This is a genomic window from Vibrio sp. Isolate30 (assembly GCF_022397975.1).
Lineage (GTDB): Bacteria > Pseudomonadota > Gammaproteobacteria > Enterobacterales > Vibrionaceae > Vibrio > Vibrio fortis.
In genome coordinates, this window is record NZ_JAKEUS010000001.1 from 339,895 (window position 1) to 357,098 (window position 17,204).

Genomic DNA, 17,204 nt, shown 5'->3' on the forward strand with positions numbered 1-17,204 from the left:
GAGTTAGGGTTGATGTGAAATGAGACGTTGACTGACTGCCGCGGAATCAACGTGTTATGCAACAGGGGTATCCTAACGCTAATTGGATTAAATTGTAACCAAAACTGACACTTAGCGTAATATTCCTGTTTGAATAGAGTGCGATAAATGAACTGAGGGTAGCGATTGATATAGTGCAGTAAAAATTAGTGAGGATCTGCCATTTGGCAGGAATTATTGAGGTTAGCTAATGAAATTATCAATAATTCAGTGAATTTTCTCGTAACAACCTGTTTACAATTGTCGGGTAAATTCCAGATAGGGACAGTTGAGATGTTAAACCTACATGAAAAATCACTACAAACAACGAATGTACAAAATGCAAACTGTGTAGTGATGGTGCCACCTAAAGAGTTTCGTTTTAACGAAGAGACTGCGCGCGACAATGAATTTCAGCAGCGCGTTAACCTGACTCAAGACGAAGTGAAGTCACAAACCATGGCTGAGTTTAAGGCGATGGTTAAAGAGCTTCGTAAAGAGGGCGTACAAGTAGTCGAGTTTGATTATCCTGAACTTGGTGTTGAAACACCGGATGCGGTTTTCCCAAATAACTGGTTTAGTACCGTTAGTGATGGCAGCTTATACACCTTCCCAATGGCGTGTGAAAACCGCCAACATGAAGTGAAGCCTAATGCTCTCATCGAAGCACTTGAAGCTTCAGGCCGCATTGTAAACCACGTGGATACACTCGAATCCTATTTGCAGCAAGGCGCTTACCTTGAAAGCACAGGTGTTATGGTGATCGACCACGTTAACAAAACTATCTATGCTGCACTCTCTCAGCGCTGTGATAGAGAAGTGTTGGAAGACTACGCTAAGCGTATCGGTTATTCACGAGTGGTATCTTTCCAAACGGCGTTGCCTTCTGGTCACCCGATTTACCATACCAATGTGATGATGGCGATTGGTGATAACTTCTGTGTTATTTGTGATGAAGTGATTCCAGAGTTTGAGCGTCGTTTTGTCGTGAAGTCTCTTGCGAAAGACAAACAAGTGATCTCTATTTCGATCGATCAGATGAACCGTTTCTGTGGCAATATCCTGCAGCTTGAAACTGTGAATGGCGATAAAGTGATTGCGATGTCTCAGTCGGCTTTTGATGCGTTCTCACCTGCGCAACGTGCTCAGTTAGCGACTCACGGAAAACTGCTGCCATTCAATGTAAAAACCATTGAAGACATTGGCGGAGGTTCGGTTCGATGCATGCTGGGTGAAGTGTTCTTACCCACGCGAGTAAATCGCCTGTAAGTTGTAAGCATAAAAAAACCACTTCACGACGAAGTGGTTTTTTTGTACCTGAATTATCTCAACGAAAGCTTTTATGCTCTATGAAATGACTAGAGCGCTGTACCACCTCTTTTGAATACACGAGTGCCGTGTGGTTGAGATTGAGCGCGCAGGTGTCTGTTGCTCCTTTGAGATTCGCGTCTTCAAGCGTTACGGTACCATCCCCATGGTTCTTACCTAATACGATTCGTCCTACGCCTGCATCATAAGTGCCTGTAATCACACCAATCGGCACGTCGATATCGTAGTCACCCAATCCATCGTTGAGGATGTGTTTGGTTGATCCAAAAATGAATCCAAGACCGTGGTTAGAGAGCGTTTTAGCGATAGTAGCACCATTGTGTGGTGTACCAGCGGTAATGATGCACGTATCAGCAAACTTGGGCTGGTAATGCTTAAAGTAGTGACGGATCAGCAAGCCGCCGAGTGAATGTCCAAAGAAGTAGACCTCATCATTTTCATCAAAACGGGCTGTGACAAATCGATTCAGTCGCTTAGAAGCCGATGGAAAGCGCAATGAGTTATAGGCAAATTTATGGGTTTGAAAGCCGCGTTTTCTGAAGTTTCTATCTAGATACTGCATGATCAATGCAGGCATATAGAGGCCGTGAATTAATATTATGTGCTTGTTTTTATTGTTCATTTCACCTCCACTTGTTTCTATGTTCAGTATATTGAGTCGTCATTGCAAACTCAATAAAAGTTGCCTTCGTTAAGAGGAGGTGAGTGAGCTTTGAGGAATAAGGAGCAGAGAGGGCCTACATGGTAAGCCCTCTGTTGATCATGATGTTAGTTAGCGACAAGGCGCAAAGATGTCTTGGTTTTCTCGATACTCTGATGTCTCAACATCCATGATGCCTAACAGTGAATCGAATAAATTGTCATGAGAAAAGTTCTGCTCTTTGGCTGCTTTTCTTAAGCATGTCTGGTTTATGCCTTTTTGCTCGGCAAACCCGTCTGACATCCATACCATCATTGGGACATGAGTTTGTTCTTTGGGTGCTAATGAGTAAGGCATACCATGCAGATAAATACCGTTCTCTCCTAAAGATTCACCATGATCAGAGATGTAGATTAAGGCGACATTATATTGGTCTTCGAGAGACTTTAAGTTGTCGATCAACTCAGATAGGAAGAAGTCGGTATATAAGATGGTATTGTCGTAGCTATTGACCACCTCTTCGTTGGTACAGTTTTCGATGTCTGCACGTGGGCAATCAGGTACAAACTTCCTATGCTCCTCTGGGTAGCGCTCGAAGTACGTTGGCCCGTGGGATCCTGAGATGTGATAAAAGAGAATATTGTCACGCTTGAGGTCTGCTGTATCTTGCGCGAAGGTTTCGAGCATTGCTGTGTCATAACAGACCTCGTTGTTACACAAAGGGTCGCTATCTTGTGGCGTTAACGTCATCTCTTTAATGTGGTGCGCCACGCTTTTATCTCCGCCATCGTGCTCGCGCCAAATGGAGTGGATACCGGCTCTAGCCATAATATCAACGACATTATCTTGGTTGTAGGCGATCTCTTTGCTGTAGTTACTGCGATTCATGTTGGAGAACATGCAAGGAACAGAAACGGCTGTCGCGGTGCCGCACGACTGAACATTTTGGAAGAAGATTGGGTTATGGGGCTTGGTATGAGCATTGGTTGCTTTGTCGTAGCCGTGGTACTGATAGTTATAGACACGCGCAGTTTCCCCTAAAACAAAGGCCACTAGGGTCGGCTTTAGATCACCTGTCTGGGCTGGTTTTAGCGTTGCATCAAGGCCAAGCTGTTTGTATGGGATCGGCTCTTTGATGTAGGTGTTGTTGATGTATTTCGTGGTGGCAGCAACGTACTCGGTTGGGATGATCATTTTTTTGATGTACGAGTGATTGCGACCAAATGAGACATAGTCTTTGTAAAAAAACGCGGCGACGAGCGCAACAACCAATAACGATCCGACTAAGCTGACTGCCTTCCACGTCAAGAAATGGCGCCATGATTGTATTTTTAGTGTGGTGCACGCTAGCAAAGCCGCGGGCACACCGCCCATAAGTACAAACCACAAAATGGAATATGCACTGATGTAACTCCCAGCTTCATGACTGTTGGTTTCGAAGACATTTTCAACCATGCCGTAGTCGACCAAAATGCCATAGTTGAACATAGCGTAACTGACTAGGCTGGATGAGATTAATAACGCAATAAAGAACCAGCGAGCAAACTTGGGCCAGTTGAATAGGTGAAAGATAAATAAGAAAGCGGCAAAAAAGAACACGGGTATTGAGAGAATAAAACCTGTGCTTTCAGATTGCGATGCGCTGATTAAGTTAAAGAGCTCGCGAGTTAAAGGGACATTGACAATCACCACATAATAGATGGCAAGAAGGAAGGGAAGAGTGTTGAGTGATAAATGCAAATGTAGCTTTTTCATGGACATATTTCCTAAATGTCATGGTCTCTTTTCGTGCATAAAGCCGTCAGAGAGGGTTCAATGATTACGCATTACCAAGGGTTGCTATCAGTTTAGACCGCAGTTTCTGTCATCCGCAAAAATGTGCTTTTGTGAGTCTATACAGCTGACTAATGACCTCTAAGTAGTCAGCTGTATAGACTTTATTGACGGGCAGACACCAGCTTAAAAACCGTGCTGCCACTCTGTGCTGGGCTATTTCTGTGGGATTAGAAGTTGTAAGAAACGCCTAAGCTGACACTGCTGAACGTGACATCATGGCTATCCATGCGCACGGTGTTGCCAGCAATGGTTATTTTGTCTTCAATGTTGACCGTATCTGCTTGAGAGATTGCACGTAATGTCAGGTTTTCCATCGGTGAATATTCAACCCCGACACCAAAATGCAGACCTGTGCCGCTGTCGTCTCCGGCAAACGCACTATCGGTCGCATTCAAGTCAACATAACTTAATCCGACCAGCACAAATGGGCGGATGCTGTTATCAAACGTATATCCAAGGTTTGCAGATGCAGAAAGCGAAGTTGGGGACATCATCTTGGTACCACTTTGCTTGTAATCAGCATAATCGGTATAGCCCAGTTCGACACCAACGATACGGTTAAACTGGTAGCCACCATAGAGAGTGTATCCAGTACCTTTGGCGTCTAAGCTGCCAGCTCCATCAGTATCAGATTTCTGAAAAGCGCCAATACCAGCACCCACGTAAGTGCCACCATCAACTTGGGCTGCGAAAACGGGTGCAGACATTAAACTTAATGCAATTAGAGCGGATGTGAATTTATTCATGACGTAAATCTCTCTACTGTTTTGTGATGTTCGTCATGTTATTAAATATGATTAATTTATAAAACCATCAGGAATGGAATCTATCCTTGCAACACATTGTTCTATAATATTGCGATTATTTTGGGGGAAAGTGACGCTAAATGTCATTAAAGTTATAAAAGTTGTTTTGATAAATAAGCTTGAGTGACAAGAGAGATCAAAAAATGCCAGTATTGCTACTGGCATTTTGTATGTTTAATTAAAGGGTTAACCGATTACTAAGAAGAAGATAGCCGTCGCGATGATACCGATCAGTGCGTATGGGAACTGAGTTGTTGCGTGCTGCATCGATGTACACCCCGAGCCTTGTGCTGACAGAACCGTTGAATCACTGAAGAAACACGAATGGCTGCCTGCCGCCGACGCGGATAGTAGTGCTGCTACCGTTAGATGCAGTGGCACACCAAGCTGTTCACCAAGTGGTAATACGATTGGCATCGCTACAGCGAATGTACCCCATGAAGATGCTGTTGCGAATACTAGCGCACCAGTGATCATGAAGATGATCGCAGGGAAGTAAGATGCAGATAAATAAGGGCTCACCGTTTCGATGACATACTGCGTTACACCCAAAGAGTCGTTAACCGATTTCAGCATGAAGCCGCCAATTACCGTAGCCAGTGGCAACAACATCACTTTGATACCGTCGTAGACTGCTTCGAACATGTCGTTCATCGAGATCAGACGCTGCACACCGTAGAAACAGATAGTAAAGATGATTGCGACAAACACACCTGCTAGTAGATCGATACCGAAGTACCAGCTTGCGGCAACCAACACCACCATTGGCAATAGGAAGTTTATGAGACCCATGGTTGGGTTTGTGTGCGCTGAGATGTCGGCGCCAAAGTCGATATCTGTTGCGCCATCTGGGCGAACTTGACCTTTTTTCGCTCGCTCTTCAGCGGCTTTCATCGCGCCTAAGTCAGGCAGTTTTTCCATTGCAACCAGAAGTACAATTGCCAATGTTACCCAGCCGTATGCCATGTAAGGAATCGCTTCGATGTACGCTTTGATGCCTTGGCCAGCTTCAGCAACGCCATTTGCTTCCAGCAGTGAACTAAAGAAGATAGCCCAAGTTGAAATCGGAACCAGAATACAGATAGGTGCAGCGGTCGAGTCCACAAGGTAAGAGAGCTTCTCACGTGAAATATTGTAGCCATCCGTGATTTTCTTCATCGAAGCGGAGATAGCAATCGCGTTCAGATAGTCATCAATGAAGATCAGAATCCCGAGGAAGAAGGTCATCAGCATAGACTGCTTACGGCTTTTCACCTTAGTCACCAGCATATCGGAGAAGCTTAAGATACTGCCCCCTTTCTCAAGAATCGCAATCAAGCCTCCCATTAGGCCACAAACAAGCACGATCCATGCGATGGTTTCGTTCATCATCACATCCATAGAGATGCCAACGATCTGCTCCACTGCTTCGGCAGGGTTCAATAGCAGCACACCAGCAATTGTGCCGCTAAATAGTGCTTCTACGGTGCGGTGTGTCGTGAGTGCGAACACCAACACCAGAGCCGTTGGAAGCAAACTCATCCACCCGTAAGCTTCTCCTTCTTGGTGGTTCAATCCAATTGAAGTGAAGAACACGAACGTCGCCACCACCAATAGGGATACCATGATGTGTTGAGTGTTGATCTTCAGCGGCGCGTCCAACGCCTTGGTTTGCGTAGTCATACGTATATTTCCTTTATTTATGCTGAGTGCAACATCCATTCGATTTCTAATGGGGTGATTTCGCGTTCAAAGTCGGCGAGTTCACTCCGTTTGCAAGCTAAATATAAATCGATAAAGTCTCTAGAGATGTACGGAGCCAGCTCACTGCGTTCTAGCTGGTCGAGTGCCTCTGACATACGCAGTGGTAGGTCAATTGCATCATCACTGAGGGCTTTAGGACATTGGTCTTTGGTATAGTTTTCACTCGCTAATACCGCGGAAAGTACTACTGCAGCGAGAATATAAGGGTTAACGTCAGCTCCTGCTATACGATGTTCTATTCGGCGATTTTTACTATCGCTGATGGGCACACGCATAGCAACACCACGATGATTTTCTCCCCAGTCGGCTTTCGTAGGTACGTAAGCGCCAGGAACAAAGCGGCGGTAAGAGTTTACGTTAGGACAAATCAATGCCATGGAGTCGGATGTTTGAGCTAGCATCGCAGCCATGGTTTGATAAAAGAGGTCACTGGTTTCGCCATCGGCTTGGCTAAAGTGATTGTTGCCGAGTGCATCCACTAAGCTAAGGTGAATGTGCATGCCATTACCGGCTTGGTCGCCAAATGGCTTAGCCATGAATGTGGCATCAAAACCGTGCTGGTGGGCAATCTGGCGGATTAGACGCTTGGCGATGATCACTTCATCACACGCTTTGAGCACATCTTTTGAGTGGTTAAAGTTAATCTCAAACTGTCCCGGAGCGGATTCCGAGAGTGCACCAGAGGTATTTAGCCCCTGTTCTTGTGCGACCTTGTTAAGGTCGGAGAGAAAATCAGCATAGTCATCGAGGCCGTCCAAGTCATACACCTCGGTATCTTTCTCGCGCGATTTTTTGGTTGGGTTAATCGCGGTTTGCAGCGCGCCCATCTCGCCACGTTTTTTGTCGATGAGGTAGAACTCAAGTTCTAAGGCAACGCATGGGTACTGATCTTTAGCGTGCAGTTTCTCGAGCATGTCTTCGACGATATTACGAATGAATAGCGGGCTTGGCTGCTCTGCTGTTTCGTCCATCATGCTCAGTAATACCTGACCGACTTCTTCTTTCGCCGTTGGCATCAGCGTATCGGCAACCGGGAAACAGATGTTATCTGGCTCGCCTAAGTCTTCACCCAGCCCTGCACTCTCCACCACATTGCCTTTGGTATCGAGAGTAATAGTAGAAAGTGGCAGCGCTACTCCTTTGCTTAACTTCTCTAGTGCACTGACCGGAATTCTTTTTCCTCTTGGTGTGGCATTAATATCGGTGAAAATGAGATCAACAAACTCGATGTTGGGCCATTTTTGTCGAAAATTTTTAACTTCCTGTAGATACAATTCCATTGAGTTCTCCAACTAGCCTCTGTACAGCAAACTTAAATCAACAAAAAATAAACAATTTAGTTGTATTGATAAGACTAAAGTCTAAGGTTTTTGTTTTATTTGCTTAAAATACAATGGTTTATTTTGATTTTCTTTCAAGTTGTAAATTTTATGAAAGATGTTTTTGTTAACTATTTTGTAACAGGTGATCGGTTTTTGCTCAATATAATGAGCAAAATTAGCTGTTTTTTTGACCAGAAAGGAGGCGTTGGTCACGATTTGGTCAGAATATCGAACATCGGTGTTGATAATTTTGTACATGGTTTGTAGTGTAAGTGTTAAATAAATCGAGCACGGAAGTAACATGTCTACACAAAGCAAACCCATTATTGGAATTGTTAGCTGCGCGAAAGAGTTGGGTGGCTATCAAATACAAGCTGTTAACGACTTCTACTTAGCGGCAGTAAAAGATTTCGGTGGGCTACCACTGATGCTAGCGCCAGATATGTCGAGTGAAGATATCGAGCGAATTCTAGAGTTGTGTGATGGCTTTTTATTTCCGGGAAGTCACTCGAATGTCGCACCACACCACTATAACGCGACGCATCAAGAAGCAAAGAAAGATGAAGCGCGAGATGAGCTCTCTTTTTCATTGCTACGCAAAGCGATTGATAAAGACATCCCTTGTTTAGGGATTTGCCGAGGCTTTCAAGAGATGAATGTGGCGTTGGGTGGTTCGTTAAATCCTGCGGTTCACGATTCAGGTTTTAATGACCATAGAGAGATCCAAGTCGACGATTTTGAAGAGAAATACGCCCCTTCTCATGCGGTATTGGTGCAAAAGCAGAGTCTATTTGAGAAATGGCTGACAGAGAATCACTGGGAAACCACCGTCTTTTTTGAAGTGAACACCCTTCATAATCAAGGTGTTGACCAACTGGCACCACAACTTCAAGTAGAGGCAAAAGCGCCTGACGGTTTGGTGGAGGCATTCAGCCTACCAGGGCAAAAATTCTTTGTTGGCGTGCAGTGGCACCCAGAATGGAAAGCAAAAACCAATCATTTCTCACAAATTTTGTTCAAAGAATTTATGATGGCTGCCTCTCTATAAGTTAGGAGCCAGATAAATGGACAATCAAGAGATTGGTAAAAATATTGTTCAGTTACGAAAAGAACATGGATTGTCACAACGAGAATTAGCCGAGCGAGCTGGCATCACACATAGTGCCATCTCCTCTATTGAGAACGCTAAGGTCAGCCCTTCAGTGAGCTCGTTGCAAAAAATAGTGAACGTTTTTTCGTTGTCGCTATCGGAGTTTTTCACCTTCGAAAAACCTGCGAGCGATGAAGTAAAAGTGGTCGTTACCCCTGATGAGTTGGTGGAAATGGGCAGTGAGTCCGTTTCAATGAAGTTAGTCACCAACGGCAGTAAAGAGCAAGTCATCGGGTTTTTAATTGAAGAGTATGCCCCACATGGCACAACCGGTGCGGCAGAAATTAAACATGAAGGCGAAGAGATCGGGACCATTCTTGAGGGTGAAATCACGCTTGAGTACAAAGACCAATCTTATGTCCTTAAACAAGGTGAGTCGTACGTCATTGATACCACTCAGCCGCACAAGTTTACAAATCACACAGACAAGGCTTGTCGAATGATAAGCGCGCATACGCCAACCACATTCTAAGTGGGCCTTGCCTTGTTGTGATAACAAGGAGAGCGTATGAAAACCCAAGAACAATGGATTGAATTACAAAACAGTCTAAACATCGAGAATCGAGCATTTATTAACGGTGAGTATACTCTTGCTATCAGCGGCCAAATGCTTGATGTCGTTAACCCAGCAACGGACGAGACGCTTACGGAGATCGCTCGTTGCCAAGAAGAAGATGTTGATCTTGCGGTAACATGCGCTCGTCAAGCCTTTCAAGCGGGTGAATGGAGCAACAGCGCCCCATCTCATCGTAAAGCGGTTCTGAGCTTGTTCGCCGATCTTATTGATGAACACTGTGAAGAGTTGGCTCTATTAGAAACGCTCGATACCGGTAAACCTATCAACCACAGTGTCTCTACAGATATACCGGGTGCCGCAGGATCTTTGCGTTGGTACGCTGAAGCGATTGATAAAGTCTACGGTGAAGTCGCGCCAACCGAAAAAGATGTTCACGCTTACATTTCTCACCAACCGATCGGTGTTGTTGCTGCAGTAGTTCCATGGAACTTTCCGTTGTGGCTAGCCTGTTGGAAGCTTGGCCCGGCGCTTGCCGCGGGTAATAGCGTTATTCTCAAACCCTCAGAAAAGTCCTCTTTGACGGCGATCTTCCTTGGCAAACTGGCTAACCAAGCCGGCCTACCACGCGGTGTATTTCAAGTGATCACCGGTTTTGGCCATGAAGCTGGAGATGCTCTTGCGAAACACGACGATGTCGATTGTATTGCCTTTACCGGTTCAACCCGCATTGCTGGTCAACTTATGGTTCGCTCTGGTGAGTCCAACCTAAAGCGTGTCTTCGCTGAAGCGGGCGGCAAGAATGCCAATATCGTTTTTGAAGACTGTGACGACCTTGACCGCGCTGCGGCAGAAACGGCGGGCGGCTGTTTCTATAACCAAGGCGAAGTGTGCGTAGCGGCGACTCGATTGCTGGTTCATGAAAGCATCAAAGATCAATTTGTTGAAAAAGTGATTGAAGCGTCTAAAGCCTTTACGCCTAAGGATCCTATGGATACCACTTGTTCTATGGGCGCGCTTATCGACCAAGGGCACAAAGCCAAGGTGTTGGAGTACATCCAACTTGGTCAAACCGAGGGGGCAACCCTGCGCTGTGGTGGTGATGTCGATGGCAAAGGTGCTTTTGTTGAGCCGACTATTCTCGACAACGTCGACAACAAAATGCGTATCGCGCAAGAAGAGATCTTTGGCCCTGTATTGTGCGTGATTCCTTTCAAAGATGAGCAAGAGGCGATCGCCATTGCTAACGATTCGAAATATGGCCTAGGTGCCGCTCTTTGGAGCAGCAATATTAATCGCGTTCACCGCGTAGCAAAGCAGCTTCAAGCGGGTTCGGTCTGGGTCAATAACTACAACGAAGGTGACATGACTGTCCCATTTGGTGGCTTCAAAATGAGTGGTAATGGTCGCGATAAATCACTGCATGCCATAGAGAAATTCACTGAAACCAAAACCACTTGGATTCGCCTACACCCTTAAGCTTGCTGACGAATAATAAAGGAATAGAACAATGAATAAGCATACGGATTCGTTTTACGCGCACTCAGTACCAAACATGCCAGATTTCCCGCAACTTCAAGACAACATCGAATGTGATGTGTGCGTGGTTGGCGCTGGTTTTTCTGGTTTATCTTCAGCGCTGCACTTGGCAGAGAAAGGCTTCAAAGTGGTAGTGCTAGAGAGTGCGAAAGTTGGTTTTGGCGCAACCGGTCGCAACGGCGGTCAGATCGTTAACAGCTACAGCCGAGATGTTGATGTGATTGAGAGCCGTTACGACCAACCCCAAGCCAAAGCACTGTGTGACATGATCTTTGAGGGTGGCGACATTATTCGCGGCCTTATTGATAAGTATGATATTGAGTGTGATCACAAACGTGGCGGCCTGTTTACGGCACTGAACAAAAAGCAACTAGCAGGCTTAGAGCACCACAAGAAAAACTGGGAGCGCTACGGTAATGATCAACTGACTCTGCTTGATGCCAATGAGGTAGAAGCGGCAGTCGGTACCCAGGTTTACACGGGTGGTCTACTCGATATGCGTGGTGGTCACATCCATCCGCTGAAATTGGCTCTTGGTGAAGCAGCAGCGTTTGTCTCTTTGGGTGGCCAAATTTTCGAACAATCTGCAGTAACGTCACTAGAAAAAGGTGTAAACCCAGTGGCAAGAACGGCACAGGGCAGCGTGAAGTGCAAATACCTTGTACTAGCAGGTAATGCTTACCTTGGTGGCCTAGCACCAAACATCAGTAACAAAGCGATTCCGTGTGGTACGCAAGTGGTGGCGACAGAACCGCTTACTGACGAGCAACTCAAGCAGGTGCTGCCAAGTGACTACTGTGTTGAAGACTGCAATTACCTATTGGATTACTTCCGCCTAAGTGCGGACAAGCGCCTATTGTTTGGTGGTGGCGTAGTGTATGGCGCACGTGACCCACAGAATATTGAAGCCTTGATTCGTCCTAAGCTAGAGAAGGTTTTCCCTCAGTTGAAAGGGATCAAGATTGATTACACTTGGACGGGCAACTTCCTTCTAACTTACTCGCGTATGCCTCAGTTTGGTGCATTCGACGACAACATTTATTACCTGCAGGGCTACAGCGGCCACGGCGTAACTTGTACTCACCTAGCAGGCAAACTATTGGCAGAAGCCTTAACCGGACATGCAGAGCGATTTGATGCCTTCGCCGCATTGAAACACTATGCCTTCCCAGGCGGCCGCCACTTCCAAATCCCATTCACAGCAGTGGGTGCAGCGTATTACAACCTAAGAGACAAACTGGCTATCTAATCCAGATACAGATAAGGAACATCGAATGAGTAGAGTAGTGAAATTTGCAGCCTTACAACTGACTAAGAGCTGGGATCTGGAAGATAACCTCAACAAAGCCAAGCAAGCGATTCGTGAAGCAGCAAGCAACGGCGCTAATGTGATTCTGCCACAGGAGCTGTTTGCAGCGCCTTACTTCTGTAAAAAGCAGGAAGCAAAGTACTTCGAATTGGCTGAAGAGACCGAGAACTGTTTACTGATTAAAGAGATGAGCGCACTGGCTAAAGAGCTAGGAGTGGTGATTCCGGTAAGCTACTTTGAAAAAGCGGGTAACACCTTTTTTAACTCCTTGGTGATGATCGATGCGGATGGCACGGTACTCGACAACTACCGAAAATCTCATATCCCAGATGGCCCGGGTTACAGTGAAAAATACTACTTCAGCCCGGGTGATACTGGCTTTAAGGTGTGGAAAACCAAGTTTGGTACCTTTGGTGCAGGCATCTGTTGGGATCAATGGTTCCCTGAATTGGCTCGTAGCCTCGCACTGCATGGCGCAGAAGCAATCTTCTACCCAACCGCCATCGGTAGCGAACCGCAAGATCCAACCCTAGATTCTCGTGACCATTGGCAACGCACAATGCAGGGCCACTCAGCGGCGAACTTGGTACCAGTGATTGCGTCAAACCGCGTAGGTACTGAAGTCGATGATGGCATTGAAACAACCTTCTACGGCTCGTCTTTCATCACTGACCATACCGGTGGCAAGCTCGCTGAAGCTCCGCGTGAAGGTGAAGCTATCATCTACGCAGAGGTAGACCTAGCTGCAACTGCGCAGGCGCGTCACTCATGGGGACTATTCCGCGACCGTCGACCAGATCTGTACGGCAGTGTAGGCAAATTGGCGGTATAAGGAGGCACTATGCAGCTATCAACCACGCCTCGACAAGATGGCTTCTACTTTCCGGCTGAGTTTCAACCGGTGAGTGAAGTGTGGCTTGCTTGGCCTGAGCGAAAAGACAATTGGCGTGAACAAGCGCTGCCTGCACAGCAGACCTTTGCTCGCATTGCCAATGCGATTTCGGAAGTAACCAAGGTGTGTGTGGCGGTTAGCTGTAAGCAGTTTGATAAAGCTCGTGCTCTGCTTCACTCCGATGTGCGATTGGTCGAGATCCCATACAACGATGCTTGGATGCGAGATATAGGCCCAACGGTCGTAGTGAACGCCCAAGGTGTTCGTCGTGGTGTCAGTTGGCAGTTTAATGCGTGGGGCGGTGACTACAACGGCCTTTACGATAACTGGCAGCAAGACGACCTAGTGGCGAGTTCGGTGTGCGACATCATCGGTCTTGACCACTATCGCGCTCCGTTTGTTCTGGAGGGTGGTGCCATTCATACCGACGGTGAAGGCACGCTTTATACAACGCAAGAGTGTTTGCTTAGTCCGGGGCGTAACCCAGAGATGAGTCAGCAAGAGATAGAAGCGAACCTCAAAGAGTATCTTGGTATCGATAAAGTCATCTGGCTTCCGAAGGGATTGTTTAACGATGAGACCGACGGTCATGTCGATAATCTGATGCACGTGATTGCGCCGGGTAAGGTGGTATTGAGCTGGACTGATGATCCAAGTGACCCACAGTTCGAACTGTCACGCCAAGCCGAACAAGCGTTGCAATCGCAAACCGATGCGCAAGGTAGACACATTGAAGTGATTCGTTTGCCGTTGCCGGGGCCTTTGCATTACAGCGAGGTTGAAGCCAGCGGTGTTGATAAGAGTGAAGGTATGGTACGTGACGCTGGAGAAAGGCTAAGTGCCTCTTATGCAAACTTTCTTATCGTAAATGAGTATGTCTTTTTACCTCTGCTCGATGATACAACCGACTCGCAGGCGATAGAGATACTGCAACAGGCAATGCCTGAGCATCAAGTGATAGGGATCCCGTCACGTGAGGTGTTATTGGGTGGTGGCAATATTCATTGTATTACCCAGCAGATCCCTGCTTAACCATCATCAATTAAAATTACTAATAGCCGCGGGTGACTGAATCAGTCAGAGAAGAGCGGCATCGTTTAGCTGTCAAAAGGAATCACCATGCAACAAATTAACAACCAAACATTGCTGTCGTTTATGGTGTCGGACCAAGAGCAGGGCATTGCTGTCACTAACCCTGCGACTGGTGAAGTGCTGGGTTATGCCCCTGTCTCTTCAGAGCAAGCCATTTTAGATGGTGTTGAGCGTGCGAGTGTCGCGCAAAAAGAGTGGGCGGCAAGGCCAGCGAAGGCTCGTGCTGCTCTATTGAATAAGTGGTATCAACTGCTACTTGAAAACAAAGAAGACCTTGGCCGTTTAATGACGCTAGAACAAGGTAAACCGCTGGCAGAAGCGCAGGGCGAAGTACTCTATGGCGCGAGCTTTATCGAATGGTTTGCCGAAGAAGCCAAGCGTACTTATGGCGAAACGATCCCTGCCCCAAGTGGTGATAAGCGTCTAGTGACCATTAAGCAGCCAATTGGTGTTGCATGTGCGATTACGCCATGGAACTTCCCAATTGCAATGATCACTCGCAAGGCTGGGCCAGCACTGGCCGCGGGTTGTAGCTTTATCGTCAAACCATCGGATTCTACACCTCTATCTGCGTTTGCTGTTGCGGAGCTGGCGTACCAAGCCGGTATTCCTCACGATGTGCTGCAGGTGACTTTGGGTGAAAGCTCTCGTCAGATCGGCGCGATTTTTACCTCTCACCCACTGATTCGTAAGTTCTCGTTCACGGGTTCTACACAAGTCGGTAGTGTTTTGATGCAGCAGAGCGCGCACGATATCAAACGCACCTCAATGGAGCTTGGTGGCAACGCGCCATTTATTGTGTTTGATGATGCAGATATTGACGCTGCTGTTGCAGGTGCGATGGCATCGAAGTTTCGTAATGCAGGTCAAACGTGTGTTTGTGCCAACCGATTCTATGTTCACAGCAAAGTCTACGATGAGTTCGTAACCAAATTTGATGCAGCGGTACAGCAGCTCAAGGTTGGCAACGGTTTAGATGAGGGCGTGAACATTGGCCCTGTGATCAGCGAGTCAGCGAAGGCGGGTATTCAAGCACTGATTGATGGCGCAATTGAACAAGGCGCGCAGCCGGTTTCAGAAGTACCGACCCTTGACGGCCTGTTCATGCAGCCGGTGGTACTAAAGAACGTCACTCATGACATGCACATTGTCTCGCAGGAGATCTTTGGCCCTGTCGCACCAGTGATTGCATTCGATAACGATGAGCAACTGATCGAGATGGCAAATGACACCATCTACGGTCTCGCATCTTACTTCTACAGCCAAAACATCCATCGCGTCTGGAAGATCGCAGAAGCGCTAGAGTACGGCATGGTCGGCATTAATGAAGGCATGATTTCTACCGAAGTGGCTCCGTTCGGTGGGGTAAAACAGTCCGGTATCGGGCGTGAAGGGGCAAAACAAGGTATCGATGAGTACATGGACATCAAATATCTCTGCTTTGGCGGCAACTAACTTAAGGACAAGACAATGACAAACCAACAACTACACCAAAGAAGAAGCCAAGTAATCGCTCAAGGTATGGGCGCACTTTATCCCCTTTACGTTGAGAAAGCAGAGAATGCCCATGTGTGGGATGTAGATGGTAATAAATACATCGACTTTGCCGCAGGGATTGCAGTAACCAATACCGGTCACTCGAATAAGCGCATCAGTGACGCTGTAAAAGCGCAGCTGGATAACTTTTCTCACACGTGTGCAATGGTGACGCCTTACGCTTCGTTCGTTGAACTGGCGGAAAAGCTGACTGAACTTGCACCTGGCGATAGCGAAAAGAAAGCGATTTTCCTAACCACGGGCGCAGAGGCAGTAGAGAACGCAGTGAAAGTCGCACGCGCTCATACTGGTCGCAGTGGCGTTATCGCATTCAAAGGTGGCTTCCACGGTCGTACAAATATGACGATGGGTCTGACAGGTAAAGTTGCGCCATACAAAGCGGGCTTTGGTCCTTTCCCGAATGAGATCTTCCATGCACCCTACCCAAATGCATTTCACGGTGTGAGCACCGAGCAGAGCCTGCAAGCCCTTGAAGACCTGTTTGCATGTGATATCGAACCATCGCGCGTAGCAGCGATCATCTTCGAACCTGTGCAAGGTGAGGGCGGTTTCTACAAAGCACCTGCTGAATTTGCACAAGGGCTACGTGAAGTGTGTGATAAGCACGGCATCATGCTCATTGCCGATGAAATTCAAACTGGCTTTGCGCGTACCGGTAAAATGTTTGCTACGGAATACCTAGGCATTGAACCAGACATGATGACGATGGCGAAAGGCATCGCAGGCGGCTTCCCTATCTCTGCTGTGGTAGGTAAAGCGGATGTGATGGACTCGGCACTGCCGGGTGGCCTTGGTGGTACATACGCAGGCTCACCACTAGGCTGTGTTGCTGGTCTTGAGGTTCTAAAAATCATCGAAGAAGAGCAGTTGTGTGCGAAAGCGATGGGCATTGGTGAAGTGGTTAATGCTCGTATGACGAAACTTCAAGAGTCTGTACCTGCAATTGGTGAAATCCGTACTACGGGTGCGATGATGGCGATTGAGTTTGCGTGTCCTGAAACGGGTAAACCTCTGCAAGATCTCACTAAAGCCGTAATCAGCAAAGCTCAAGAGAATGGGTTAATTCTGTTGTCTTGTGGCGTGAAAGCTAACGTAATTCGCCTGCTGCCACCATTGACGATCGAGTCTGAGGTTCTTAGCGAGGGTTTGGATAAGCTCGAGAAGATCATTCTTGAAGTCGCGTAACTCAAGTTATTCATTTTAATTCAGAAAGAGCACCATTGAGTGCTCTTTTTTTGTGCGGATTTACAATGTAAATGGGACTTTTCACGAGTTTACTAATGTTTGAGAGTTTTTGAGTATCGCTGCTTTCTGTACGCCTCTCTGTTTGATTAAACTTTTTTCTGCAAAGGTGCATAGGGAAATTTGAAAAACACCCAGTTAAAGACGCTTCTAGGCGCCTTAAATTGGCTATTTTGGGGTGTTTTAAATTGTTGTTTTTAAAGGTTTTTAAAATC

General features: G+C 46.8%; 14 protein-coding genes. 9 read left to right on the forward strand and 5 right to left on the reverse strand.

Annotation, left to right across the window (positions count from 1 at the left end):
* Positions 1 to 312: 312 nt before the first annotated feature.
* Positions 313 to 1,287 (forward strand): arginine deiminase-related protein, encoded by a 975-nt coding sequence (locus tag L1D60_RS01550; protein ID WP_239839416.1) that lies wholly within the window; start codon positions 313 to 315, stop codon positions 1,285 to 1,287.
* A gap of 58 nt (positions 1,288 to 1,345) precedes the next feature.
* Here L1D60_RS01550 and L1D60_RS01555 read toward each other — a convergent pair whose 3' ends face one another.
* From L1D60_RS01555 to L1D60_RS01575, 5 genes are all read right to left on the reverse strand, one after another.
* Positions 1,346 to 1,969, reverse strand: coding sequence for an acetyltransferase (locus L1D60_RS01555; protein WP_239839417.1), 624 nt, complete (start codon positions 1,967 to 1,969; stop codon positions 1,346 to 1,348).
* 150 nt (positions 1,970 to 2,119) lie between these two features.
* A complete protein-coding gene (locus L1D60_RS01560; RefSeq protein WP_239839418.1) occupies positions 2,120 to 3,742 on the reverse strand; it encodes a phosphoethanolamine--lipid A transferase in 1,623 nt (540 codons plus the stop codon).
* A gap of 248 nt (positions 3,743 to 3,990) precedes the next feature.
* Positions 3,991 to 4,569: a porin family protein gene (locus tag L1D60_RS01565; RefSeq protein WP_239839419.1), complete on the reverse strand. Its 579-nt coding sequence runs from the start codon at positions 4,567 to 4,569 to the stop codon at positions 3,991 to 3,993.
* A gap of 246 nt (positions 4,570 to 4,815) precedes the next feature.
* A complete protein-coding gene (locus L1D60_RS01570; RefSeq protein WP_239839420.1) occupies positions 4,816 to 6,291 on the reverse strand; it encodes a Na+/H+ antiporter NhaC family protein in 1,476 nt (491 codons plus the stop codon).
* Between the two features lie 17 nt (positions 6,292 to 6,308).
* On the reverse strand, positions 6,309 to 7,652 hold the full coding sequence (locus tag L1D60_RS01575) for a glutamine synthetase family protein (RefSeq protein ID WP_239839421.1): 1,344 nt from the start codon (positions 7,650 to 7,652) through the stop codon (positions 6,309 to 6,311).
* Positions 7,653 to 7,995: 343 nt separating this feature from the next.
* On the opposite strand from L1D60_RS01575, the gene L1D60_RS01580 reads away from it, so the two are divergent.
* The 8 genes from L1D60_RS01580 to gabT all read left to right on the forward strand — a co-directional run bounded on the left by L1D60_RS01580 (position 7,996) and on the right by gabT (position 16,932).
* Complete coding sequence (locus L1D60_RS01580) at positions 7,996 to 8,742, forward strand: gamma-glutamyl-gamma-aminobutyrate hydrolase family protein (protein WP_239839422.1); 747 nt, start codon at positions 7,996 to 7,998, stop codon at positions 8,740 to 8,742.
* Positions 8,743 to 8,758: 16 nt separating this feature from the next.
* On the forward strand, positions 8,759 to 9,316 hold the full coding sequence (gene puuR, locus L1D60_RS01585; RefSeq protein ID WP_032553788.1) for an HTH-type transcriptional regulator PuuR: 558 nt from the start codon (positions 8,759 to 8,761) through the stop codon (positions 9,314 to 9,316).
* A 36-nt stretch (positions 9,317 to 9,352) separates the two neighbouring features.
* Entirely contained in the window at positions 9,353 to 10,837 is a 1,485-nt protein-coding gene (locus L1D60_RS01590) for an aldehyde dehydrogenase (protein ID WP_239839423.1), read from the forward strand.
* Between the two features lie 31 nt (positions 10,838 to 10,868).
* Complete coding sequence (locus tag L1D60_RS01595; RefSeq protein ID WP_239839424.1) at positions 10,869 to 12,146, forward strand: FAD-binding oxidoreductase; 1,278 nt, start codon at positions 10,869 to 10,871, stop codon at positions 12,144 to 12,146.
* 25 nt (positions 12,147 to 12,171) lie between these two features.
* Positions 12,172 to 13,038, forward strand: a complete 867-nt coding sequence (gene aguB, locus L1D60_RS01600; RefSeq protein ID WP_239839425.1) for an N-carbamoylputrescine amidase — start codon at positions 12,172 to 12,174, stop codon at positions 13,036 to 13,038.
* 9 nt (positions 13,039 to 13,047) lie between these two features.
* Positions 13,048 to 14,130 (forward strand): agmatine deiminase, encoded by a 1,083-nt coding sequence (gene aguA, locus L1D60_RS01605; RefSeq protein ID WP_239839426.1) that lies wholly within the window; start codon positions 13,048 to 13,050, stop codon positions 14,128 to 14,130.
* 87 nt (positions 14,131 to 14,217) lie between these two features.
* The gene (locus L1D60_RS01610) at positions 14,218 to 15,645 is read left to right on the forward strand and encodes an NAD-dependent succinate-semialdehyde dehydrogenase (RefSeq protein WP_239839427.1); all 1,428 of its coding nucleotides are present in this window, start codon (positions 14,218 to 14,220) and stop codon (positions 15,643 to 15,645) included.
* A 15-nt stretch (positions 15,646 to 15,660) separates the two neighbouring features.
* Positions 15,661 to 16,932, forward strand: a complete 1,272-nt coding sequence (gene gabT / locus L1D60_RS01615; protein WP_239839428.1) for a 4-aminobutyrate--2-oxoglutarate transaminase — start codon at positions 15,661 to 15,663, stop codon at positions 16,930 to 16,932.
* Positions 16,933 to 17,204 lie beyond the last annotated feature (272 nt).